Source organism: Candidatus Schmidhempelia bombi str. Bimp (genome assembly GCF_000471645.3).
GTDB classification, from domain to species: domain Bacteria; phylum Pseudomonadota; class Gammaproteobacteria; order Enterobacterales; family Orbaceae; genus Utexia; species Utexia bombi.
The window spans coordinates 1-26,913 of sequence record NZ_AWGA01000104.1 but is presented as its reverse complement, the minus strand read 5'-3'; the positions used below and the strand labels follow the sequence as shown (position 1 = coordinate 26,913).

The following is a 26,913-nucleotide window of genomic DNA, read 5'->3' as shown; positions in this document are numbered from 1 at the left end:
TTACTGAAAACAAGGAATAACCACCAGATATAAGTTAAATATTTTTCAATTTTATTACGTAGTAAGTTGTTAATTAATTAAGCAACGTACACGTCACTACAATTGTGATTTTATCGGTAAATAACTAGCTATTTTCACAATCCATCGTTGCCACCAACGACTTTGTGGCTCATGTCGCCATATACGTTGCGATTGCTGATGATGGCTATCTTGCCAGCATAATGTTCCTTGTTGCAGGAATACTTTATAGCTATATTGGCTGCTTGTGCGTTGACTAAACTCTTGTTGAAGAGCCCTTACAATAGCTGGTTCCATAAATAAAACTCCCATTTCAGTGTTCAGTAATGCTGAACGAGGATCAAAGTTAAATGATCCGATAAAGCCAATGCGATTATCGATTAAAAAAGCTTTAGTATGTAAACTCGCACCACTAGAACCAATTAAGCTGTGGTCTGGTGCACCAAATGGTTTAAGTTCATATAATTCGATCCCTGCTTTTAATAACTTTTTGCGACAAGGGATGTAACCGCTATGCACCAGTAATACATCTGTTGCCGCTAAAGAATTCGTTAAAATACTTATATCAACAGGTTTTTTGCGTAATGTTAGTAATTCATTAATACCGGTATGTCCAGGCACAAAGTAAGGTGAAATAATTTGAAGATTATTTTCAGTACGTTTAATTAATGATTGAATTTTCTGTTTTAGCCATGCGTGATATTGCTGATCAAATACTTTCTCGACAGGATCAGAATAAATGTGTACCTGATCTGTCCAATAGATTTTCCATTCACCTTTAAAAATAGTTTTTACACTGGGTGCTTGTTTTAATTTTTGTATATAAGGTTGAGATGCTGGATTTTCTTGGTTTTTTTTAATTGTATTCAGCCGTTGCTGATAATGCTGTTGATGTGGTTTGGTAAGAGAGGAAAGCGGAATGACCGCATTACTATTCCAAAATTGATCGAATATCTGCGATGCTTCTTGGACCGCTGCACCGCCAATTAATAAATCGACATCAAAAAAGTTACGAATAGTGGCTGCGTTGAAGTATTCATCACCAATATTACGACCACCCACGATAGCAACGCGACCATCAGCAATCCAAGCTTTATTATGCATACGGTGATTAATACTAACAAGACGTAACAGCATTTCTAGACCACGTATTAATACATTTCCACGTGTGCGGGTGGGATTAAATAAACGAATTTCAATATTAGGGTGCATTGTTAATGCCGCGAATAAGCTATCATGACCATGCGCATTCATATCATCGATCAGCAGTCTAACGCGAACACCGCGTTCGGCCGCTGCAATTATTTCATATCCAAGCAGATGTCCCGTTAAATCATCGTGCCACATATAATATTGTAAATCGAGGCTACGCCCAGCTTCGCGCGCACAGGTGGCTCGAATAGCAAAAGCATCAAGATTATCAGTGATTAACATTAAACTACTTTGATTGGCATGTTGCTTAAATGCTGAAGATAAACTTCGATCAAGTTTAGTTTGATTATCCTGTATGGGTAGCGTGTAACTTGGCTCACCTTTAGCCTGTTTGGCAAATCGACCATAACTATAAATAGATAAAAATGAGCCAGCAATTAAAATAATTAATAAATAGATGAATAACATACAATTATTTCGCATTCCTTGCTATTGCTAGTAATTATATAGTAACGTAATTATGATAAAAAAATTATTGGTTAATCTAAAATTTTTTAAAAGTAATGGAAAATTTAAAAATGATTATTTTTTAATATGTTAATAGAGTGATAATGCGCGTCTAGAAAAGCATTAATTAAGAGTAAGGTTAATTTAACCTTGTTATCAATGATTTTTGTTCGATCAATATAGACTGTTTTTATACGTAATCGCTTAATATACTAATTGGATTTGTAAGGTAAATAACGGGATTTTTATCATTATCTAAATGATAAAATAATACTGATTATGCTATATAGTGTAATATATTTTATAAATCCATGATGACAGATTCAATCGTTACTCTTGCAAGAATAATAGACAGCAAATCATGATATGTTGCTGTTGTATTAACCAATCAATCGTTCAGGATAAGTATAAATAGTGCCTTGTTGCCGACGACAAAAACCTATCAATGTTAAACGATTGGCTTTAGCCAGCGCTACCGCCATTGTGGTTGCAGCGGATACCGCGCAGAGGATTTCAACACCACAATTAGCCGCTTTTTGTACCATTTCATAACTAGCTCGACTAGATACAATAATCGCGCCTTTTTGATATGATTGCTTGGCACGATAGCCTAATAATTTATCCAACGCTACATGACGACCAATATCTTCAAATCCAGCAATAAATTCGCCTTGCTCATTAATCCATACTGCAGCATGTGTACAGGCGGTTTGTCTACCTATTTGCTGTACTTGTTTCAAATAATCTTCGCTTATTGTTAATTGCTTGAGAGACAATTTACTTTCAAACGGTAATGGTGCTACACGTTGACAGATTTGAGCTAAGTGTTCACTACCACAAATACCGCATCCAGTACGTCCACTTAATGTACGCCGTTTTTGTTTTAATTGGCTAAAACAGCGTGATGATAATTCAATTTGTACTTCAATACCTTGTTCAGTTGTTACTATATCCATACCGTAGATATCTTGCGGTGAGGTAATAATCTTTTCAGCTAAGGAAAAACCCAGTGCAAAATACGCTAAGTCTTTAGGTGTTGCCATCATGACTACATGGGATATACCATTATAAACTAACGCCACAGGGCATTCTTCAGCAATGATGTCCAATTGTTGGGATTGTCGTTGACCTTGCTGATAGCGATCAATAGTAATGGTCATTGCACCTTTTATCACTTGATTGTCCTTCTATTTTATTTATATAGTGAATGTTATGACTAAATATGCTTCATTGCTTATTTTGATATAACAATTATGCAATTAAAACACATTCAATCCAATCATTGCGTCTATTTGGTAACGATTTAAATCGAGATAAATATTGCTCATTGTTACAACAATAAGATGGTCGTCAACAACTGTTTTATCTGACGAGTAAATCATCGATTATGCAGTGATTACGCCCCATTTTTAATATCAATCCTTAACAGGGAAACACGGTTTTATCAATCAGGCGTCAATTCGTCATCGTGATGAAATCAACGTTTAGCTTATCCCCCTTATTGATAGCATTGATAAGTGTAAATAGATGATAAAAGTAATTATTCCATAATAAAACCAAACTAGATTGATTTTATTATGGAAATAACAGCGCAATTATAAATTAAACCGTTCCAAATTGATAAATATGCCGCCCACTTTTACGCCCCAATGCATTAAAATTGGTTTGTAATGGAGGGAAAGGCAGTTCTAGATGGTGTTCATGATAACCTTTTAGGATCAATTGATGTATTTCACTACGTAGCGGCATACGATGACTCATTTCAGCAGCAAATACACGTATTTCAAATAGTTGAATCCCTTCTTGAATATCGACCAAAAAAACTTGTGGTTCAGGATCTGCTAAGACATAGCTACAATCTTTAGCGGCTTGCTTAAGAATATGAATGACTTTATTGCTATCGGCATCAATGGTGGCGGGGACGGTTAACACAATTCGCGTAATTGCATCAGATAGTGACCAGTTGACTAACTGTTCCGTAATAAAAGCTTTATTTGGCATTACGATTTCTTTACGATCCCAATCAACTATTGTTGTTGCTCGTGTGTTAATTTTAGTAATCGCCCCCGTTAAATCACGGATGGTTACCGTATCGCCAATACGGATAGGTTTTTCAAATAGGATAATTAATCCAGATATAAAGTTAGCAAAAATTTCTTGTAGACCAAAGCCAAGCCCGACCCCTAATGCAGCAATAAGCCATTGAATTTTTGACCAATCAATACCAATAAAAGAAAAAGCAATCATACAGCCTATCATTAAGATCAGATATTTACTTAAAGTGGAAATGGCATAACCTGTACCGGGTCCTAATTCTAAATGTTGTAAGATACCTAATTCTAATAATGCGGGTAAATTTTTGACTAACTGTACCGTGATAGTTAACACTAATACCGAAATAAATACTGAGGCTAAGGTAATACTTTCGTCAATTTCAGTACCATTTGGCGCTAAGGTTTTTGTTGTCCAGAGTTTAATATTATCCATAAATGCAAAGGCGGAATACATTTCCGACCATAGTAAGATCATACTAATTAAGGCAATCATCACGAGAATTGAGCGCACTAATTGTAATGATTGCGAGCTGATCGTATCTAGATCGACAACGGGCTCTTCGATAATGTCATTAATGATATCTTCATCACTGCGCGTCCGCTGTGCCAAACGTTCGATACGTCGTTGTTTAGCCCGATCAAACTCAATTTTACGTTTTTGAATCCACATCCAGCGGCGGATCATAAAATAGATAACCAGCAAACCAAACCAAATAGCAACCGATGCCTCTAAACGCCCAAGTAATATTTGGGACGTTAATAAATAGCCTAAACAAGCAGCAATCACCGCGATCCATGGCGCGCTTAAGAGAATCATCCATAAAATGCGGCTTAATAAATTATCACCGGATCCCTTTTTGTCGATATACATTGGCACGCCAGAGCGGTGGATAGCATTTGTCATAAATATTAGTGCTAGGCAAAGTAAAATAAAACTAAAACGCCCAATTGTGCCTGAAAATTGGCGACCTTCATAGGTATCAAAGCCCATCAGAATCATCACCAATGGGATCACAACCCAAATTGATAGGCGATAATATTTCATTGCGGTCCGCACTCCGGCTAATGGCCATTTAAAGTGGGCAATAAACAAGCCATTTGGTCGCGCAAAGTAAGCACTGATCATAAATACCCATAATATAGGTGCAGCGGCGTTGACACCATGACCAATCGCGACGGCAATAGGATAGTTCCATGCCGTTTTAAGTGCATAACCAATGGTCCCCCATAAAACAGGTAAAGGTAGAGCCATTAAAATCGAATAAATGAAAACAATTAAGGTAAAACGAAAATTATCCTGTGTCACTTTACCGATACGCATAGCCGTATCAGATAAATAGTGATAAAAATTGGTTCTAAAACGAATTTGTAGCCCAACAAAGATTAACGATATTAATATCAAAATTACCGTTGAAGGGATAGATAAAGTGAAGGACAGCGCACTTAAAAGTTGATGTGTGGTATCCAATGAGAAGATAACATGACTAAGATCGCTAAATACAGCAAATAAGTAGTGTTGATCGATAGGTTTAACATCCGCAACCCAAAATAAGTAACGATGGGCCGCATCGTTGACTTCATCAATAACTTCAATTAACTGATTATTGGCAATTTTTAATCTGGTCAACTCCAACACTAAATTATCATCACCCGTGATTAATTCTTTAAGTAAATCTCGATGATGACGGATTAATTTACGATATTCAGCGCCTTTTGCTGTACTGGCTAATGGATTTATCACCGAAGGCCGCTTATCAATTAGTTCCAGCCGTTGCTGATAATTAAATTGTTGGGCACGAATGTCGGCAATATCTTGTTCTAACTGTTGAGATTTAGGCTTGGCGGGTAAATTTAAAAGTTGTCGACGTAACGTCTCGCCCAACGCAGTGGAGAAACTTAACCATTCTCCCTGCTGTATTAACATTGATAACGTATTTTGTACATGGGTAATTTGCGAAATAATATTATTCTTTTCAGCAACGATATAACTAAGCTGTTCTGCTTGCAATGTTTGTTGATGTTGTAATTCAAGATTACTTTCCAGCAAATCATTAATTTGTCGTTGTAACTCCTCAGAACGATTAATCACTTTCGAGTCGATGGGCGCTATTGCTTGCGCCGTGACACTGAGAACAACAACAAAAAAACTAATAATAAGTTTAGGCCACAACCAATGGTGACCTTGATACGTTATCATAGTAATTAGATCCTTTGCCCCATGACTTGACCAACACGAGCGGTCATGCCCTGAGTCATCGTTGAAGCAAAATCTATTTGGTTATCAGTAAATAAAGTGATAACGGTTGAACCTAATTTAAAACAGCCCATCTCTTCACCTTTTGCTAAGGTGACATTATCATAAGTCCAACGCTTTATCATACCATCACGTGGTGGCGTAACCACACCCTGCCATTTGGTTTCAATACTACCTACAATGGTTGCACCAACTAAAATTTGTATCATAGGCCCAAATTCAGTATCAAAATGACAGATCACACGTTCATTACGCGCAAATAGATTAGGAATGCCGTTTGCAGTAGTTGAATTCACAGAGAAAAGTGAACCAGGAACATAAATCATTTCACGTAAGGTGGCATCACATGGCATATGAACGCGGTGATAATTTTTTGGTGATAAATACATGGTGGCAAATTTACCATTCTTAAATGGTTCCACCATGGTTTGCTGACAAGCTAATAATGCATCTAAAGAGTAGTTATGACCTTTAGCTTGAATCAATACACCATCATTAATTTTACCAAATTGGCTGATCACGCCATCTACTGGCATAACAACGCTATTTTCATCTTGATCAATTGGTCTGACATTATCGGCTAAATGACGAGCAAAAAAGGCGTTAAAGGTAGGGTATTTTTGTGGTTCACTGATTTGTGCTTCATTCATATTTACATCATATATTTTAATAAAGCCCTTAATCATCCAAGTCGTTAATATCCCCATTGGTTTATTAGCTAAATAACCAAATAACTGAGTTAGTAGTTGTTTAGGTAGTAAGTATTGAATAAATTTGTTTATATTGTCTAACATATATTTCTCTCTAAGTTTGTTGTTTTTCGGTTATTATAATACATTGTTAAATTATTTTTTATAACCTCCATTATATCGCAATAAAATATACAATATCTATTGCATTGTTTAAATGTCTTCCGTTATTACGTTGCCAAGGTAATAAATCTTTTTAGATTGTCATTGTGATGGCTGTTTTTTACCCATAAACGAAAAAATCTTTTCGCTATCCATAATTAATTTAGATATACATAGACTTAATTGCAAATAAAGATTGACGATAATGGGTATTTATACGCCAATATCCAGATGTATTTATCAATCTAACGATTACTTACGCTTTTTGGTGAGATTGCCCAATATACCACGAGTCATTTCTCGCCCAAGACGATTAACCATGTTTCGTGTTATCGATTTAACGAGGCCTGGTACTACGCCTTCTTTTGTTCTACCCTTTGCGCTTTGCTCACCAAATAAAAATCCGTTAAGCCCTGTCCAGAAATCCTTATGTTGATTTTCATTGTTTTGATGTGATGGCTGATCCTGTTCATTTGGCGATGTGTTATTTAAAGTAAAACCTGACTGTAATTGTTCATAAGCCGATTGGCGATCGAATGCCTGTTCATATTTACCATAAAGTGATGAATGAGTAATGAGCGTTTGTTGTTCATTTTCACTAATTGTTCCCATGCGTGATTGTGGTGTAATAATAAAACTACGCTCAACTTCATTCGGTTGGCCTTTTTCATCTAGAAATGAGATTAATGCTTCACCAATAGCCAGTTCAGTGATGACTTGTTGAGTATTAATGGTTGGATTTTGACGCAAGGTTTGTGCTGCTACTTTGATTGACTTTAAATCACGTGGGGTAAATGCCCGTAGCGCATGCTGTATTCGGTGACCAAGTTGACCCAAAATGGTATCGGGAATATCTGTTGGATTTTGTGTTACAAAATAAAGTCCTACCCCTTTGGAACGAATGAGTCGTACTACCTGTTCAATCTTAGTAAGCAACGCTGGCGAGGTTTGATTAAAAATAAGGTGGGCTTCATCAAAAAAGAGGATTAATTTAGGTTTATCAAGATCGCCCACTTCGGGTAGGGTTTCGTATAGTTCCGAAATAAACCAGAGCAAAAAGACCGAATAAAGCATAGGTAATTGAGATAATTTCTCGGCTTCCAGTATATTAATGATACCTTGTCCATGATCATCGGTACGCATTAAATCGTGAATATCAAACATTGGTTCACCAAGAAAGTACTCAGCGCCTTGTTGTTCTAGTGTTAATAAACTCCGTTGAATTGCGCCAATCGAAGCGGTGGAAACCATGCCATATTCAGTCGTAAACTGTTTGGCATTGTCGCCAATAAATTGTACAAATGCCCTTAGATCTTTAAAATCCAATAATAGTAATTGATTATCATCGGCAATTTTAAATATTAACTGTAAAACGCCAGATTGAACTTGATTCAGATTCAATAATCGGCTAAATAACAGTGGGCCGATATCGGAAACCGTCGCTCGTATTGGATGGCCTTTATCAGCAAAAATATCCCATAAATCGATAGGAAAAGCAGCAGGTTGCCAATGGCTTATTCCAATCGCCTCTAAATGGTGCTGTAACTTATCATTAGTGGTCGCAGCCATACCCAAACCAGTTAAATCGCCTTTGATATCCGTTAACAAGACGGGTACCCCTATTGCCGAAAATGATTCAGCGATTTTTTGTAATGTTACCGTTTTCCCCGTGCCTGTTGCACCCGTAATTAATCCATGACGGTTAGCCATATTGGATAATATAAATAGCGTTTTATCTGAATTTTTTGCAATAACCAATTTTTGTATCATGGCTTCCTCTTTATGCTAATTCAATTATCATATTAATGCATGCGCTATGCTACACTAATTAATGGTATAAACTTAGTAGGATTAAGTAATTTTTTAACCTAGAAGATGATAAATAATTATTAATCGCCTTATTATTGGCTTAGCCAATGGTGTTAATATGTTTGTTTAAAGCCATAAAGGACTTACCATTAATTTTCAAATTTTTTCTCCAATCACTAATATAACATTTATAGTCCTACCTAAATTTATCTTATAATTGGTGATGCTAAGTGATATCAACTGTTTTACCCGCATTGGGAATAATCAATAACAAGTATCACATAGGATGAGGGATAAAACATTAATATGGAGCAAAAATGAATAAACATAGTCATGAACATTCATGGAAATTTCAGCGTATCGGTGGTGTCGATCAAGTAGTACTTAATACTGCTGATGATATTGCTCATCTGGAACAACTTGATCCTAAACTTTGGGTGGCTTTAAGTTGTCCAACATTGGGGCTAGAATTAAATAGTAAGATGTTGACACTATTGGATACCGATGGAGATCAACGAATTCGTATCCAAGATATTATTAATGCTGTAAATTGGCTACGTACTAAATTAGTGAAATTAGATAGCTTAATCGAAAGCAACCATGAATTACCTTTATCGGCCATTAACACCGATAATGATGAGGGGAAACGTCTATTAAATACAGCACAATCGGTATTAAAAAATATTAATAAAGCCGAGGCGACCAGCATTAACGAAGAGGATATTAAGCAGTCAACACTCCTTAATGCTTCCAATATTTTTAACGGTGATGGTATATTACCACCTAATCCGAAGTTAGACGATGAGCTCGTGGCTTATATCAATGATGCCTTAAATGTCATGGGGGGCGTTAAAGATATTAGTGGTGTTGATGGTATTAATACAGATATCTCAAAAGCGTTTATTCAATCTATTGATAAATGGTTAAAATGGCATAATGGTGTTGGTTCAGCAACTACCCCTTTGGGTGAAAATACCGCGGAAGTCTGGCAATTAATTCAAAGTATAAAAGATAAGTGTGATGACTATTTTATGCGAACTCAATTAGCCAGTTATGCCCCAAACGCGCAAGCCGCATTAAATGTTGATGAGAAATTTATTGTTCCTAGTGACAATGGTTTATTAGAAGATAAAGCACTTTCCGAACTGCCGTTATCACGCATTGAAGCGGACAAACCGTTAAATCTTAAATTAGGTTTAAATCCCGTATGGCGTCCCCAAATTGAACGTTTTAAACAGCTGGTTGAACCCTTTTTAGCTGATGCGAATCAATTAACCCAGGATGAATGGCACTATATCCAACAAATTATGGCGCCTTATGCTATCGCGGTACAATCAAAGCCAACGTTGGAAAAGGTTTCGGTCACGACGGAACCCAAAATCACCATTGATAAATTAGGTGAAAAACGAATTAATGAGATTTTAAACAGTCAGTTAGCAGATCGCTTTGCCGAATTGGCCGAACGTGATAGCAAAACGCCAGCCTCTGCGGCTAATGTCGCTGCGCTGGAACAATTAGTCGTTTATCATGCGAATTTATATCATTTGCTGCTCAATTTTACCTCTTTCCATGATTTTTTTGATTTAGATCGTCGAGCTGCTTTCCAATATGGTCAGTTATTTATTGATGGGCGTTGTTGCTCATTATGTATTCCTGTTACCGATGTCGGAAAACATACGGTATTAGCCAACTATTCGGAACTATTTTTGCTCTATTGTGAGTGTATCCGTAAAAAGCCTGCTGACGATGGTAGCGAGCTTAAAAGAACGATTGTTGCCGCGATGACATCTGGTGATGCTGACTTTTTAATTGAAGGGCGTAATGGGGTATTTCTTGACAGTGAGGGAAATGATTGGGACGCGCGAGTTATAAAAATCATCTCAAAGCCGATCAGTATTAGCCAAGCTATTTGGGATCCTTATAAACGCTTAGGACGTTTTATCACTGATCAAATTAATAAATGGGCAGGATCTAAAGATCAACAATTTATCGATGCCACAACCAAGGCTACACAAAATTTAGCAACAACCACAGATACCGCACCACCGAAGTTTGATATCGGGCGAAGTGCGGGGATTTTTGCAGCGATTGGTCTTGCTGTAGGTGCTATTGGTACGGCATTAGCCTCGATTGCTCAATCGTTACTGTCTTTACATTGGTGGCAATTACCGTTAGTCTTTGTGGGGCTCTTTTTATTTATTTCTGGACCCTCTGTGATTATGGCATGGTTGAAATTACGACAACGAACCTTAGGACCGTTGCTTGAAGCTTCTGGCTGGGCAATAAATGGACGACTTAAAATCAATCTATTTTTAGGTGGACAGCTCACAACTAAAGCAACTTTACCTAAACATGCTAGCCGTACCTTAGTCGATCCGATGAAAAAACGGAATCGCAAATATTGGTTGATTTTCTGGTTAGCGATTATTACGGGTATTGTTATCTCTGGTGCGTGGATATGGCATTACGATCATTGGCATATTCGAACACAATTAGGTTATAAAGCTAAAGAGCCTCATCAATCAGCGTCCACCGACGCCGAAAAAAGCTCAACATCAACATCTGGCGCTGCCGAGCAATAATGACTTTCCATAAAGGTGTAATAGTTACGCCTTTATTTTTATATCTTACTTACCTAATAGGAATCATATGCATAACATTTTTCTAGCTTTAGCGGGATTTTTTGGTGCAACTGGCATTATTTTAGGTTCACTTGCTTCACATGCACTTAAGTATAAATTAACGGTATCACAGCTTGCTCTCTTCCAACTTGGTGTGCAGTATCAGATATTGCATGCCATTGCCTTGTTAGCGATAGCTATTTGGCTACATTATCGACATGACACATTAATTAAACTGATCGGGCTCTGTTTTTGTCTGGGAATTTTATTCTTCTCTGGCACGTTATATGGTGTAGCTTGTTTTGGCTTAAATAGTATTACTGCCCCTATAGGGGGGGTGAGTTTTATTCTGGGGTGGTTATTACTCATTGCGGTAGCCATGCGCCGCCCAAAAATTACGCCACATAATCAACCATAAAGGATAGGCTATTGATAGCAGCGCTAAAAATAATATTGGAATTATAATTTGTCCAATTCAGTTATTCTTTTTCACTGCGCTGTTATAAGGTCATTGTTAGTTATTTAAACCAAAATCATTACTCAATTGATATAAGAATCAGCAATCGTGATTAAGATAAAAGTGTATAAACTATCATCATTTTTTATCAACAAAAATTCTTAACAAAGTTGTTGATAACTATATTAATTGATTGATTTATATTAATTAATTATATTGATTGTTTGCTGCTCAATGATGAAGGAATAAACAAATAAGTACAATTATTTCAAATAGCTATTTTATCTCGATCTTGAATATAAGACAAAGTTCACTATTAAACTAGAATAAACCTTTTATTCAAGGCTATTCTCCATCTCCCTTCTAATTTTATTGATGGATTCTGCTATTGCTAATTAATAACAGAATCTATCAATATAGATAACTAATTAGGGTGGTTTAATTAATATTATTGCAATTATGAAGATTTAGGTTTGGTTTGTCCCGCTTTCCAATGTTTACGACAGACCGAATAAAATTCAGTATCGCCTAGATGGATAGGATCGCCTTGTTTAATAACGTCACCATTTGCCCCTTCTAGTAAGTTCATTGTGGCTTTTTTACCACACCAACATACCGTTTTTAATTCACGAAAATTATCGGCAATTTCCAATAAGGTTTTTGAACCTTCAAATAAATGGCCTGTATAATCGGTTTTTAAGCCAAAAAACATCATTGGAACATGACATTCATCACAAATATCGGATAATCTTAAAATAGTATTTTTAGATAGAAATTGACTTTCATCAATTAAAATACAGTGGTAATTATTCTGTTGAATATCCATTGCTATCACATCAATATTATCATCATTAATCGGAATGGCCTCTTTACGTAACCCAAGACGAGACACAATCTCGGTATCGGAATTACGGGTATCAACTGAAGATTTTAAGAGTAAGGTTTGCATATTATTACTCTGATAATTATGATTGATTTGCAATAATTCTGTGGATTTACCGGCATTCATTACCGCATAAATAAAATAGATCTTTGACACGAAGATAAACTCTCTGATGAAGAAAATAATTTAGTTTACCACTAAAAGTGGGGAAAAATCAGGGGGTAAATATTTACTATTTGGGTAAATTATCGTTAAACGATCAGAATGATACTTAAAATTTTATATATTCAAACGTGACAAATAGGCTAAATTATAAGTGATGCTATTACTATGATTATCATTCTTATAAAATGCCATATACTTGACATTTAGCTGTTTAGGATTAATTTGGTAAGACATTTTATATCTTAATAACTACCAATAAGTTTATAAAGATAACCTGCCTTTGAATCAGGCATTTTAATTAATGAGTCATTTATGAACATTATTTAACATCTCTTTATTAGATGAAAAGCATAATAATATTACCCCGATAAAAACTATCTAGATATGATATTCATCAATTTGTTTTTTAGATCTTTTTAAATGGCTTAAGAATACACTAAGTCTAAATCAGTTATGGTTAACTAATCGAGACTTAAAGATAATCATATATTAAAAATCAGAATCCATAATGATTAGCCAAGTCAAAACAGATACGTCAAAAATTCGATTGATATGCTATGATAATTTATCCCACTTAATTTTGCTGCTCGCAGTGCTCTTATAAAAATAAATGATTTTGTGAAAAAAAGTAACATCAGGTGATAGTCAATCCTTATTCACATATTAAAGTAGGAAAATGATGATGAAAAAGCTTGTTTTTGTTCTTATTTTTTGTCTTTGTGGCTGTGTACATAAGCAAACACAAATTTTACCCAGTAGTGATACCATTATCAAATTAAAAAGCGATGAAAAAACAGGCATGATTGCTGAATCACAATCATACTCATACCAATTTACAAGCCCCGATGCGATAAATAAGTTTAAAAGCTATCGTGATTTTCTAGCAGAATATAAAGATTATATTGAAAAAGTATCTATCACTATTTTTCAAGAAAATGTAAATGACGAAATTACTATTTGGTATCGTAACCTTATTCCAGAAAAAACAGTTTTAAACAATAAAAATTTATTAACGAAATATAAACTAGAATGGGTTTTAAAAGAGGATTATTATCAGGTTTCATTTAACACAAAAGGCAAGGTCTATAAGCAAGCAAATACCTTATCTGATCAATATTTATTACCAAAACCTATTACAGTGTTAATCAAACCTAAAAATGAAAGGGAGGCGAGTGAGGATATTATTGGTGATGTGGCAGGTTTAATTATATTGCCAGTTTTTATACCATTAATGATGATTAGTTGTGTTATAGGCTCTTGCTAAGTTGCTTATATAGTAATATTTTGACTATGCAACATGACTATCATATATTTTAATGTATTTATTTTGCTAGTAATATATTTATAGTTAGCGGTATTGAATAGATTGTTTACTTTGTTGATCATATATTAAAAGTAGACAAGTGTCACTTGATGATATCGCTTATTATAAGCGGATTATGTCTTATCTATTAAGATTATTGATACAAGCAGCCACATAACTAAAAGTTGTGTATTCTAATGGTTGATATTAGGATTGTTCATTTAAGTTTGTTAGCTGAAGCACCTTATTTGTATCTAAACACCTGCCCGACTTATCTAGAAATATTTTAACATTAGACGATTAGAAAACCATAACTGCCATTTTTTCGCTTTATTCAGTGATTTAAATAAGAATATTGCTGTTGCAGAATCTGTTAAAATGGCAATTCAAAATTGATCGCCATAAAATGTTTAAAGAAATTTGGCATTCAGCGTTCACTAAGCCATATTGGATGTTCCTATGTTAATGCTGCTGCTGAAGCGACATTTAATGCAGTGAACTGAATTTGTGTCAAACACGATTTTTGATTGACTTGAACAGCTTAGACTACAATTTAATCCCTATGTGAATTAGTTTAATGACAATAGGCTTCATTCGTCTTTAGATTATCAATCACCTATTGAATATAAAATGAACCTATGACCTTATCTTTTTGGTACTAAAAAGTGTAAACATAGCACAAATACTGTAAAAACTTTTACTGTTAACTAATGCCATTCGTAGGTACTCAAGGGTATTATATTCGATCGCTGACGATAAATTATTTAATAACAAGATTAATTTATTCTAATAAATTAAGGCATTGGATGAAAATCATCAATTTGATCTTTCCACTCATAATACCCTTCCTCTAAAGACGTAACTGCATACCACTTATAATCTTTTTCATGTGAATGTATTTGTTTGATTTATTTCTCAAATAATTAGTGAATTTCATAATCAAAGTTTATTACAAGCATCAATAGCTGAACAATGAAGCCATTTTTTTATGACTTTATTTTTAGTGGTATTATACTCAATATAATAAAATGTATTATTCTGCTCCAATAAATGAACTATATCACCTTTCACTAAATACATTTTTGTTTGTTCATTAACTTCAGGTTTATTGTATAAATAAGATTTCATGACTAAAGAATATGCATCGTCATAATTGATTTGATTATGCGTTTCAACACAACTCCCTTTTACTTTACCATTTTCCCATCCATCAACTCTAGGTCTTACTTTTTTAAATAAGTCATCGTTTTTAGTTAATTTATCCAAACTAATATTGGTTTGATGAGAACAATATTTTGCTATAAATTCTTCATCTGATGACCATTGCTGTATCTCAAAGCTTACTTTATTAAGTGTATATAAATTAGTACGTTTATTTAATTCGATATCATAATAAATCTTAAAGAACCCTCTGTCAGGAAAAGAAGTCACAATTCTTATTAAATTATTTTCATCATAACGGCTTAATATTTTTTCAAAGCGATTACCACCATCCTCATCAAAACTTGGTATCTTTGTGATCAAATTATCATTATGATAAAGTGCAATAAAATCTCTGTTATTTTCCGTATCAAAAATTGCTTTATTAACCAACTTGTGGTCAATATTAAATATCAATTTTTCAGCATATACGGTCACGGAAAAAATAATTAAATAGATAGCGAATATAGATTTAAATTTTATTAATACATTCCTCATAACCCAAAATCTCTTTTAATCTGTTTGTATATTCAATACGTTCATTCAAATGATTGTATCCGCCATTAACCAAATATGTTACCTGCTCTATATGGTCCCTATCAGCAACTATATTAATATCTATTGTAGTATAATTAGGCAATCTAGTTTTTTTATAATATTGCCATTCTCCATTTAGTTTGGTAGCACTTTTGAGATATTCTCCTTTACTTAATAATTTTCCCACTGTCCAAAAATATCCCCCCACATCTATTGCAATATGTAAATCGCTATTTAATACTTCATAATCTTTTTCAAAATCAAACTTACCCAAATATTCAAAATATTGTTTATATCCTATAGTACCAGTTGTATTCCCAGCATGAGTCAATTGAATTATACCTCTCCCCCTCCAAGGATCATATGGAAGACTTTTACCATATTCTTTCAAAGTTTGGAATTTATCTGATTCAACAAAAGATTGAGCTATAAAATGTATTTTTCTTAAACAGGTATTTATATTATATTTTTTCATCATTAGATTTAATTCTTCAGTAAAACGTTCATAAGTTCTATCTTTATCATCTAACTTACAATTAGTTTTTGAAAATAACTCTAAAGAAGTTAAACCAGCTGATTGTCTTAATTGTTTAACCATCATTTAAATATCAGCAACATCAAAACCACGATTACAATAACAATGCTTAAACATTGGTATCGAAAAAGGATGAATAAACCATGCCTTACCATCAGCACTAAGCGTGGCAGGTGAGGCAGAGTCTGTTGGGGTGGCTTTGGTATTAGTTGTGTTGGTATTTTCTGGTTGTGTGCCATTTGTTTGATTTAGCTTCGCTAAGCTTTTAGCAACATCATCCCACCATAACATTTTTTGATTTGTTCAGATATTATTCTTACATAGTCAAATTAATGTGCTTGTAAAGCCGAAGAATGAACCCATTTAACAATTAACTTCTGGGTTTTAGTTAAATATCGGATTTGATAAAAATCGTCTCGGTACTGTAATAATTCTACCTTGTCATCTTCAATTAAATACATTTTAGTTTTTGAGTTTTCCAAAGCATCATCATATAAATAAGCCTTTTTAATAGCTATCTTTTTAATTATTGGTTTTCTATCAAGAAGATTATGCTCATTTGTCACCAATAAATAATTTAAATTTTTATTATAAATTTTACGCTGCACCATATCACAACCAATACATTGATCTTCTAATATTATTTGATAATATTTCTCCTTTTCTTTATAAAGTTTTTCATACCACTTTCCTCCATCAAGAAAACGATTAATTAATTGATCATTGGTTTTCTTATAATCACATAACTGAGAACCATCGCTTAAAATTTGTTTCTCTTTAGCTTGAATAATATGATTTTTTATTTCATAAAGCGAATAACACTTATTTGGTGTAGAATTATATTTTAATGTCATCAATAAATAATTTTGACCAAAAAATTTGTCAATTGATAAGATTGACTCATCAATTTCATCATTCAACTCAATGGGTACTTTAATATGTTGACAATCAGAACTATTATCAAAACAATGATAAATTGATTGTTTTATTTTATTAAACTCTATACTTCCATATGAATGTGTCGCTAGGAAATAAAAAAATAACATTGATATTTTTAATAATTTCATGTTTTTAATCATTACTCTAATTCCCATTCTTCTTTTATTTTATTAAAAATTCTAATTCTATGCTCCAAACCGTTTCTACCGCCATTTACAGCCTTCGTTACCAATGTCACATTATCTTTTTCATTATCAATAAGTATATTAATATCTCCATTAGCATTATATTTTTTATATATACCTCCATTAAAACGCCAGAACCAACAAGATACATCAATTGAGTATTTCATATTTTGTGCTATTAAATCTGGATTTGCTACAAAATCAACACCTTCGTACTTGGAAAATTTAATATAATTATTCTTCCAAGTAAGTTGTATCAAACCTCTACCCTTGTATTTAGGTCCATCCCCTTTTTTTGTATTTCCATTTTTAATAGCATCTTTATGGACATCTGGCTCATAGTTAATTCCTGAGGAAAACTCCAATGTTGATTCAAATCCTGCCAATTCATGAAAACATTGTGCTAAAAAATGAGCTTTTTGATATGGAGTTGTAATATTAAATTTTTTCAATGAGCTATTTAATAGCGATACAAAAAGAGTTTTATCAATCTGATAAATATCTGGATAATTTAGAATAAAGTTTTCTTCAAAGGTTTTTCCTCCACCTTTTCCATTAAACCACTTCCCAGTTTTATTCATCACTTTTTCAAGAAAGTCTGTAGTTATTTGATATTTTTTATTAACAATACTTATAATTTGAACAGGATGAATAAACCATGCCTTACCATCAGCACTAAGTGTGGTAGGTGAGGCAGAGTCTATTGGGGTGACTTTGGTATCAGTTGTGTTGGTATTTTCTGGTTGTGTGCCGTTTGTTTGATTTAGCTTCGCTAAGCCTTTAGCGACATCATCCCACCATAACATTTTCTTGATTTTCTCTTTACTTTTTTCCCAATCCATGACCTTTTGTTCTAACTTTTGCACTTTTTCATGAATTTCAATTTGTCCTTGGGTCAACTTCTGCTTTGGATTGCTTTTTGTAGTCTTTTGGAAATCGATCAATTTTTATTTTTTATAATGTTATCAAAAAATTTTCTTATCGATGAAGCGTCTTTATACTTACATATTTGTTTGTTACCCAAATAATCAATACCACCATCAATACAGTTATCTAAACCGGCAATACTTATTCTATCTGTCTTAAAAGATTGTATATATAATCCTCCTTCTTCTTTTAAAACTGAAAATCGAATATTCGAATATAAAGTTTCCTCTCCCGATTTATTTTTTTGAAGAACAAAAATCATGGCATTTTCTTCATTAGGATTATAACTAAAAATTGATAATATCTCGTGGGTGAAAATAGTTCCAACTTCATTTAGTTTAAAATTACCTAAATTAAGATTATAAACAAGGTGATGGTTTCCCTTATCAGGATCTTTGGGATCTGCAGGAACAAATAACAATATTGATTTCAATCCATCGTAATTTACTAATACTGGAGGATGAACAGTACTAATTGCATTATAAAAATTAATCAAATAGACATGAGAATATTCTCCGCTATCATCTTCATCATCTTCTTCGTACTGCTGGGTAAAAGGAGAGAAAATTGGTAATATTTTTAATGATAACGGTTCTTTTTTTGCATGGCAAAAAAAAGAAAAGCTGCTTAGTACAATGAATATTATAAGATTAAAAGTTTTAAATATTTTGAAAGATTTTTTTGACATCATATATTTCCTTAAAATGATTATACCTATCTTTATAACTTTTAGTATATTGATTAATTTTTTCAGTTATCAGATTTACTGTTGACTCATCAGAACCTTGATCTGCAATATTGTATAATTTATATTTAAGCCAAAAATAAACACCAGAATGAACTATATATTTATAATTTGTATGTAATAAATCTGGATTATTAACAAAATCAATGTACTCCCCGCCCCAAATTTCCTGATATCCATTTGCAAAATCTACATAATTATTCCTACCCGTTAACTGCTTTAATCCTCTTCCTCTAAAATTCCAACCATCATCCGTATTTGCACCAAGATTTCCTAATCTATCTCCCATGGCTTTATTCGCAACAAATTTTTGGCTCTCCTTCGATACAATTCTTAAATTTTTCGGAGAGCCGTCAGGATAACCATGTTTTATTGCATCTTCAGGATTATTTTTAAAATATTTATATGTTGTTTTTAATCCACTAACACTATAAGTAAAATTTTCTTCAGTTTTTAGTGATGAGCCAACTTCTTGTCTAATTTGAGCAAAAAAATGACTTAATCTGAGAGGTGTATTAAGTCTATATTCGTTCATATGAACGTTAATATCATTTACTATGAATTGTAATAAATCTAGCCGATTATTTGATACATAAGTGAAAATTTGCTTTAACATATCAACTGTTATACAAAATTTTGGGATGAAATTAAATAATGCTATAGGATGAATAAACCATGCCTTACCATCAGCACTAAGTGTGGCAGGTGAGGCAGAGTCTGTTGGGGTGGCTTTGGTATCCCAAATTTCCTGATATCCATTTGCAAAATCTACATAATTATTCCTACCCGTTAACTGCTTTAATCCTCTTCCTCTAAAATTCCAACCATCATCCGTATTTGCACCAAGATTTCCTAATCTATCTCCCATGGCTTTATTCGCAACAAATTTTTGGCTCTCCTTCGATACAATTCTTAAATTTTTCGGAGAGCCGTCAGGATAACCATGTTTTATTGCATCTTCAGGATTATTTTTAAAATATTTATATGTTGTTTTTAATCCACTAACACTATAAGTAAAATTTTCTTCAGTTTTTAGTGATGAGCCAACTTCTTGTCTAATTTGAGCAAAAAAATGACTTAATCTGAGAGGTGTATTAAGTCTATATTCGTTCATATGAACGTTAATATCATTTACTATGAATTGTAATAAATCTAGCCGATTATTTGATACATAAGTGAAAATTTGCTTTAACATATCAACTGTTATACAAAATTTTGGGATGAAATTAAATAATGCTATAGGATGAATAAACCATGCCTTACCATCAGCACTAAGTGTAGCAGGTGGGGCAGTGTCTGTTGGGGTGGCTTTGGTATTAGTTGTGTTGGTATTTTCTGGTTGTGTGCCGTTTGTTTGATTTAGCTTCGCTAAGCCTTTAGTGACATCATCCCACCATAACATTTTCTTGATTTTCTCTTTACTTTTTTCCCAATCCATGACCTTTTGTTCTAACTTTTGCACTTTTTCATGAATTTCAATTTGTCCTTGGGTCAACTTCTGCTTTGGATTGCTTTTGTAGTCTTTTGGGAATCGGTCAATTTTTCTTTTTAGCTCTTCAATCCCTTTTTTTACTGACTGTTGTTTGCTTGTTTCTAGTGTGTTGATATAAGCATCAAGTTTTGCTTCATCTCCTTTAGTTAAATAATTCAGTACATTGTTGGCATTTTCTGTCATTTCACTATTTAACGCTTCCCATTTGGGCAATTTTCCTTCTGAGTCAACTTTGCCATACCATTCACTTTCATAATTGATTAATATGCGACTAAGAGCCGAGGCTAATACCGGCTTATCAATAAGCCCTTTAAAGCTGTCCGTTGTTATCATCGCATATTTTGGTGAGTTAGCACTGTATTGTTTATCTAATAGTGTTAATGTCTCTTTTATTGTTGGCGGGTATTGTTCAAGTGAGGCATTATCCTTATTTCTGCTTAAGGTTTTTTTAGCACTAAGATAAATTTCTTTCAGACTGGCATTTTCTTTAATTTGCTTAAAATCAAACCAATCCCAGCAACTTACTTTCTTTACACCTTCGCTATTGGTTGATATCCAACCTGATGAAATTGTTATCTCGTTGAGCGGTCTTTCTATTTGAATCCATAAAGTCTCTTTATCATCCACGGCTCGATTTATTCTTGCTTTTGAAATCCTATATATTCACTATTAATTAAAACTATCCAAAATCATTGGCTCAACAGTACTTGGATTACATTGAAAATTGTACAGTTGTATCTCTTTTCTTTTTATTTTAATACCTTCTTTACCTGGTTTTGTATCCACAACATAATCAATATCTTTATTAGCAAAAGATATGATAGAATTTTTCTTGTCTTTATCCTCAATTACTTTCACTAACTCCAATTCTATTTTTGACTGAGTACCAAACCTATAAAACAAATTTGAATTAACATAGTTATAACATAATGATAATTTGCGATTTTTAATTTGGCATCCAAATGCATTTTTTTCATTTTTATTTTTATTACAAAGCGTCGTATTTTTAAAAAATATATTTTGGCTGTAAATATTAATGAGGTCTCTATGCTGCATTAAATTTAATTTTGCATAAAATTTGTTTATCCAATCACTTGAAATATCGTTTACTAAGGTTGAATCAAATAAAAGTAATAAAAAATAATCAGGATAAGATAATTTAGTATTATTTATAAAAGATTGCTTTATTTTTTCTAAGAAAGTTGCACTCAAGGCATCTATTTTATTATTAACATTGTCAATAGAATAATTAATGACTTGTCCCTGAGAATAATCCAAATTGATTTCCCCAAGTTTGATTAAATTTTTATTTATGCGGGTTAAATAAGTTATTTTAGCAGGACTTTCCATCCCTCCCAACTTATCAAAAATAGAAATCACCCCTAAATTTGAAGTCTCAATTGTTGGATTTCCTCCACCAACATAAATATAGCTATTGGTTGTTCCATTTATATTTAAATTAATTTGTGAAATATTGTCTTCTTTAGGGTTAATTAAACGACAATAATTATATTTACCCTCAAAATAATCACCATTAATAAATTGACCTTTAATCTCATTTGATTTAGTTTCCTTACATATTTGCGCAAATAATGGAAAACTCAAATAAAACAATATAATAAAAACAAATAATTTTTTCATTTTAATCTCTGTTTTGCAAACTCATATAAAAATCATTTAAATCAGCTTCAACTTGGTTTACTTTATATGTGTTATTTTTATACCATTTACTATTGATCATTGCACTAGTAGCAAAAGAATAATTATCAACTTTAATGTTATAATATACTTTGCAATCTTTGATACAAAATTTTTCATATAAAGTTATAAGGGCTTTATTCCTTTCTACAACATGATTATATCCACCATTTATAGCCATAGTGACTTTAAGAAAGTCATTATTTGCTGCAATATCATTTATATTCCCCCACGAGCTTCCTTGGATCCAATACCAAAATGCAGACCTTATTGTATAATCCAAATCTGAACATATAAGATCTGGAGTATCTTTAATTGAATTGTTTTTAATATATTTACCAAAAGATTCATAGTTATAGTCATGAGTAATTTGAATAAGACCTCTGCCATGATAATTTGAACCACCACTGTAATTGTTCCAATAGCTAGGTGTAGAACCATCTCTATTTTTATACTCTTCAGTAGTCTTAAAAAAGTCACTTTCACATAATATTTGTGATATAAAATGGGCTTTTTGCAAACAGCTTGTAACGTTATATTGAATAAAGTATAAATTCAGTTTTGAAAGAAATGTGCTTATTGATATATTTTTTAGTTCATTATTCATTTTATAAAATAATCCATTTATTAAAATATTCTCAGGTATAATAGATCTAAATTGTTCTTCCGTTATACCTTTGTTACACATACAACTTCCATAATTGAATATTTGAGCTCCAATAGGATGAATAAACCATGCCTTACCATCAGCACTAAGTGTAGCAGGTGGGGCAGTGTCTGTTGGGGTGGCTTTGGTATTAGTTGTGTTGGTATTTTCTGGTTGTGTGCCGTTTGTTTGATTTAGCTTCGCTAAGCCTTTAGTGACATCATCCCACCATAACATTTTCTTGATTTTCTCTTTACTTTTTTCCCAATCCATGACCTTTTGTTCTAACTTTTGCACTTTTTCATGAATTTCAATTTGTCCTTGGGTCAACTTCTGCTTTGGATTGCTTTTGTAGTCTTTTGGGAATCGGTCAATTTTTCTTTTTAGCTCTTCAATCCCTTTTTTTACTGACTGTTGTTTGCTTGTTTCTAGTGTGTTGATATAAGCATCAAGTTTTGCTTCATCTCCTTTAGTTAAATAATTCAGTACATTGTTGGCATTTTCTGTCATTTCACTATTTAACGCTTCCCATTTGGGCAATTTTCCTTCTGAGTCAACTTTGCCATACCATTCACTTTCATAATTGATTAATATGCGACTAAGAGCCGAGGCTAATACCGGCTTATCAATAAGCCCTTTAAAGCTGTCCGTTGTTATCATCGCATATTTTGGTGAGTTAGCACTGTATTGTTTGTCTAATAGTGTTAATGTCTCTTTTATTGTTGGCGGGTATTGTTCAAGTGAGGCATTATCCTTATTTCTGCTTAAGGTTTTTTTAGCACTAAGATAAATTTCTTTCAGACTGGCATTTTCTTTAATTTGCTTAAAATCAAACCAATCCCAGCAACTTACTTTCTTTACACCTTCGCTATTGGTTGATATCCAACCTGACGAAATCGTTATCTCGTTGAGCGGTTTTTCTATTTGGAGCGGTTTTTCTATTTGAATCCATAAAGTCTCTTTATCATCCACGGCTCGATTTATTCTTGCTTTAATATTATTATCACTCATATTAAGTAAGAGCGGTGTGTCAGTAATCAGTTTGCTACTAGTTAATTGACTATCTTGTAATGGGTGCTTACTCCATGCCGGTGTCTCTGTAGGTAATTTTATTTCGTCATTAGCTTTTATTTTCTTTGCTATCTCATCAGTATTGGTAATCCATAATGATTTTTTGTTAGTTGCAGAGGTATTTATTTCTATTTGTAACCAGTTTATATTAGTTTCTTTACTTATTACCTCTATTTTACTGCCTTTAAATGGTGTACCAACCGTTGTGTCTGCTTGGCTTGGTTGCGTTAGTATTTTTACCCCTTTTGATACAGCAAATAATATTTTTTCTTCATCGGATATTTTTCTCGTCTCAGCTTGAGTTTGGGCTATGTAATTGGGTAAGTCTTCACAGGTAAAACACTCAACATGTAATGTGGGTTTAAAGTGGCTGTTTTGCATCCCTTCTCCAAGTGGGAGAGTGTCTATGTCAATATAATTACCCTCTTTATCTTTTTCTTTAGGAATAGCATCATTATGACCAATATGTCCGACTAAATCACCGGCTTCAATTGGAAATGGTTTGTCTAATACCACAACTTCATTATATTTTTTGCCTCTAATTACCTTTTCAAGACAATCAAAATAAACGTAGGTCGTTTCTGTTGGTAAAGGAATAGTTGGTTGTCCGTCCCGAACCACTTCGATTAATTCAACAAAGTTTTTCGGTTTTTTGGTACCGGATATTTTAATTTGCGTTCCTTCGGGTAGCATGGAAATAATATTTTTTTTATCTTTATCCCTTACTCTTAGCCCTTTTGATTTGGCTAATTTGCTATCTTTTCCTGTTATTTCAACTATCGGGGCTGTGAGTGGTTTTTTAGTCTGATTGTAAATCCAACTGCACCTATTACTACAAAAAAACAGCTTAAACATAAAATTAAAAATTGACTTATTTTTTTACATTATTATTCCTTATTGACTAATTTAAATAAAATGCTGTTGAATTTTTTATTTTTTCATCGCGTTATTCTCAATTAAAGCCATTAAGCGATTCTTATTATTCAACCTGCTCAAATTGCTTAAAACATAAATTTTCTTTATCAATTTGATAATGTTTATATTTCACTGATTTTATATAATCAGCGTATTCATTTAATGACAATGTGTATATTGAGCCATTGGAATCAATATAGTAATATGTTGAATTTAAATAAAAAGCTCTGTAAGGGTTGTAAGAGTAGCTTGCTAGCGTAATGGTATCTTTGATTTGTTGCTTATAAACAAGCGACAAATTCACTTCATAAACAATATCTTTAATGGGGATCTTTGTATTATTGCTTGTTACTTCGTCATTTTTTCTGTCCATAACCAGTTCTAAATCACCATCACGGTATATAACCGTTTTTTTATCTATTAGATCATATAGTTTATTAAAATTAACCTCAGTAGTATTTAAAGGGCAAAGTGTTCGATGATTTTCTCGTTCTTGATTAGTAGTAAACTCGTCCCAAAATTGTTCATAGTTATAACATCTATTAATTAATTCACCGACGTTAATATCTTTAACAAACTGAGCTCCTGCATATTTTTTATCAATAATAAAAGATTGGCTATAACAAAACTGTGCATTAATTAATAATAACAATCCTATAAAATAAGATATTTTCATGGTAATTTCCTCTTAATGCTTTGTTCAATCTGTAAACGCAGATAGATTATGAAAAAATTTTTTATTAATTTTATATATCATTAATAACTGTTTCTTTCATTTTTTTAAATTTACCTGAAGCAGTCATTTGATATATCGATTTTTTGAGGAAATGAATGTCACCATTTTTAAATTTAGGATCATCATCAATTAAGGTTTGTTCCATTTGATTAACTAAAATTTCGCCGTTTGCTTGTATCTTAAACTCATTCCACCATAACGCCTCGCCTTCAGCACTTAATCGTTCATCTAAGACAATCGCATCAATAAACTGCCCTTTAGCATCGTAACTATTTAATTGAAAAATAAATATAGGATTATCATTATCGCTATAGTACATATAGGTTATTCCCTTATATAAGATATTTTTGTATTTAAAATAAACCGCAGGAAAATAAAAGCTACTTTTATTAATAAACCTTTGTAATTTTGGCGCATATGAATATTCTGTAGAATTAAAACGAAAGGGCATTTTTTTATTAGATGCTAAGTGTAATTCACCTGTTTTATCATCCCAATAATAGTAATTTTCCGCTTTCTTTGAAGAATAAGGTAAATCTATCTTTTGATAATGATGTAAATCATTTTTAATGTTATCAGCCATCGCTGTATTAAGACAACCGAAGATTATTAGGTAAATAACAATAGGATAAGCTAAATATTTCATTTTTTGATTTCTTCCACTTTTTTCATATCATAATATTGCACATGTAAGTGATGATTGTGGTTTTTTGTATCTTTTTTTATATGGTTGAGAAATTTTTTGACTCCGTTTAAGGTATAACTCCAACCAAGCATATCTGTCCAACCAAATTTATATAATGCATCATTCCATTGATTTTGACGTTTTACATCTAATAATTCAGGTTGTTCATCTATACAAAGGCTAGTCCCAGCTCCTTTAGTTAAAATGCCACTTTTTCTTAAATATTTAAAATCACCATGATATCCATTATAATGAGATTTACTCACACCTGAGCCGCCTTCAATAGTGCTAAAACCATTACAACTGATATCATTAAAATTAACTTCTAACATTGCACCAAAAAAACTCGCCAAAGTATCGCCATTCATAAAATATCGTTTTTGATTACTATCAATATTAAAACGATATTTTAGACCATACTGTGAATACTCTTGTGATACTTTTCTTAAATCGATAAGATGTATATATTTGGTAAGACCATATCTTTGATGTGGGTAGAAATTATTTTTTATTTTAACATAATCATAT

At 32.8% G+C, this 26,913-nt stretch carries 20 protein-coding genes and 1 pseudogene; 3 read left to right on the top strand and 18 right to left on the bottom strand.

Going from position 1 to position 26,913, the window contains the following annotated elements; all coding sequences use genetic code 11:
* Positions 1–96 precede the first annotated feature (96 nt).
* The 5 genes from O970_RS09185 to O970_RS09165 all read right to left on the bottom strand — a co-directional run bounded on the left by O970_RS09185 (position 97) and on the right by O970_RS09165 (position 8,606).
* Positions 97–1,638 (bottom strand): phospholipase D family protein, encoded by a 1,542-nt coding sequence (locus tag O970_RS09185; protein WP_202976389.1) that lies wholly within the window; start codon positions 1,636–1,638, stop codon positions 97–99.
* Positions 1,639–2,057: 419 nt separating this feature from the next.
* A complete protein-coding gene (gene fdhD, locus O970_RS09180) occupies positions 2,058–2,837 on the bottom strand; it encodes a formate dehydrogenase accessory sulfurtransferase FdhD (RefSeq protein WP_133459404.1) in 780 nt (259 codons plus the stop codon).
* 442 nt (positions 2,838–3,279) lie between these two features.
* Positions 3,280–5,928 carry a miniconductance mechanosensitive channel MscM gene (gene mscM, locus O970_RS09175; RefSeq protein WP_133459402.1) on the bottom strand — a complete coding sequence of 883 codons (2,649 nt, stop codon included), beginning with the start codon at positions 5,926–5,928 and terminating at the stop codon, positions 3,280–3,282.
* Between the two features lie 5 nt (positions 5,929–5,933).
* Positions 5,934–6,779, bottom strand: coding sequence for an archaetidylserine decarboxylase (asd, locus tag O970_RS09170; RefSeq protein WP_133459401.1), 846 nt, complete (start codon positions 6,777–6,779; stop codon positions 5,934–5,936).
* Between the two features lie 309 nt (positions 6,780–7,088).
* Positions 7,089–8,606 carry a helicase HerA-like domain-containing protein gene (locus O970_RS09165; RefSeq protein WP_133459400.1) on the bottom strand — a complete coding sequence of 506 codons (1,518 nt, stop codon included), beginning with the start codon at positions 8,604–8,606 and terminating at the stop codon, positions 7,089–7,091.
* Positions 8,607–8,962: 356 nt separating this feature from the next.
* On the opposite strand from O970_RS09165, the gene O970_RS09160 reads away from it, so the two are divergent.
* Together O970_RS09160 and O970_RS09155 are read left to right on the top strand one after the other, a co-directional pair.
* Positions 8,963–11,227 carry an MFS transporter gene (locus tag O970_RS09160; protein WP_133459399.1) on the top strand — a complete coding sequence of 755 codons (2,265 nt, stop codon included), beginning with the start codon at positions 8,963–8,965 and terminating at the stop codon, positions 11,225–11,227.
* A 67-nt stretch (positions 11,228–11,294) separates the two neighbouring features.
* Positions 11,295–11,684 (top strand): DUF423 domain-containing protein, encoded by a 390-nt coding sequence (locus tag O970_RS09155; RefSeq protein WP_133459398.1) that lies wholly within the window; start codon positions 11,295–11,297, stop codon positions 11,682–11,684.
* Positions 11,685–12,180: 496 nt separating this feature from the next.
* Here the strand turns inward: O970_RS09155 and O970_RS09150 are convergent, their stop codons facing one another.
* A complete protein-coding gene (locus O970_RS09150) occupies positions 12,181–12,762 on the bottom strand; it encodes a thymidine kinase (RefSeq protein WP_133459397.1) in 582 nt (193 codons plus the stop codon).
* Between the two features lie 691 nt (positions 12,763–13,453).
* On the opposite strand from O970_RS09150, the gene O970_RS09145 reads away from it, so the two are divergent.
* On the top strand, positions 13,454–14,035 hold the full coding sequence (locus O970_RS09145) for a hypothetical protein (protein WP_133459396.1): 582 nt from the start codon (positions 13,454–13,456) through the stop codon (positions 14,033–14,035).
* 978 nt (positions 14,036–15,013) lie between these two features.
* On the opposite strand, the gene O970_RS09140 is transcribed toward O970_RS09145, so the two are convergent.
* The 12 genes and pseudogenes from O970_RS09140 to O970_RS09990 all read right to left on the bottom strand — a co-directional run.
* The gene (locus O970_RS09140; RefSeq protein ID WP_133459395.1) at positions 15,014–15,772 is read right to left on the bottom strand and encodes a hypothetical protein; all 759 of its coding nucleotides are present in this window, start codon (positions 15,770–15,772) and stop codon (positions 15,014–15,016) included.
* Positions 15,747–16,409, bottom strand: coding sequence for a hypothetical protein (locus O970_RS10370; protein WP_238610630.1), 663 nt, complete (start codon positions 16,407–16,409; stop codon positions 15,747–15,749). The genes O970_RS09140 and O970_RS10370 overlap by 26 nt, the downstream gene beginning before the upstream one ends.
* A gap of 3 nt (positions 16,410–16,412) precedes the next feature.
* Positions 16,413–16,637: a hypothetical protein gene (locus O970_RS09130; protein ID WP_133459394.1), complete on the bottom strand. Its 225-nt coding sequence runs from the start codon at positions 16,635–16,637 to the stop codon at positions 16,413–16,415.
* Positions 16,638–16,675: 38 nt separating this feature from the next.
* Entirely contained in the window at positions 16,676–17,413 is a 738-nt protein-coding gene (locus tag O970_RS09125) for a hypothetical protein (RefSeq protein ID WP_133459393.1), read from the bottom strand.
* A gap of 11 nt (positions 17,414–17,424) precedes the next feature.
* Positions 17,425–18,369, bottom strand: coding sequence for a glycoside hydrolase family 19 protein (locus O970_RS09120; protein ID WP_133459392.1), 945 nt, complete (start codon positions 18,367–18,369; stop codon positions 17,425–17,427).
* Between the two features lie 41 nt (positions 18,370–18,410).
* Positions 18,411–19,085, bottom strand: a complete 675-nt coding sequence (locus O970_RS09115) for a hypothetical protein (RefSeq protein ID WP_133459391.1) — start codon at positions 19,083–19,085, stop codon at positions 18,411–18,413.
* Complete coding sequence (locus O970_RS09110; RefSeq protein ID WP_133459390.1) at positions 19,057–21,261, bottom strand: hypothetical protein; 2,205 nt, start codon at positions 21,259–21,261, stop codon at positions 19,057–19,059. Before O970_RS09110 ends, O970_RS09115 begins: the two co-directional genes overlap by 29 nt.
* 42 nt (positions 21,262–21,303) lie before the next feature.
* Positions 21,304–22,275: a hypothetical protein gene (locus O970_RS09105; RefSeq protein ID WP_133459389.1), complete on the bottom strand. Its 972-nt coding sequence runs from the start codon at positions 22,273–22,275 to the stop codon at positions 21,304–21,306.
* Position 22,276: 1 nt separating this feature from the next.
* Positions 22,277–24,904: a glycoside hydrolase family 19 protein gene (locus O970_RS09100; RefSeq protein ID WP_133459388.1), complete on the bottom strand. Its 2,628-nt coding sequence runs from the start codon at positions 24,902–24,904 to the stop codon at positions 22,277–22,279.
* Positions 24,905–25,028: 124 nt separating this feature from the next.
* Positions 25,029–25,640 carry a hypothetical protein gene (locus O970_RS09095; protein ID WP_133459387.1) on the bottom strand — a complete coding sequence of 204 codons (612 nt, stop codon included), beginning with the start codon at positions 25,638–25,640 and terminating at the stop codon, positions 25,029–25,031.
* 70 nt (positions 25,641–25,710) lie between these two features.
* Entirely contained in the window at positions 25,711–26,346 is a 636-nt protein-coding gene (locus O970_RS09090) for a hypothetical protein (protein WP_133459386.1), read from the bottom strand.
* A pseudogene (locus O970_RS09990) lies at positions 26,343–26,913 on the bottom strand (hypothetical protein); the annotation flags it as partial. The pseudogene O970_RS09990 and the gene O970_RS09090, both read right to left, overlap by 4 nt.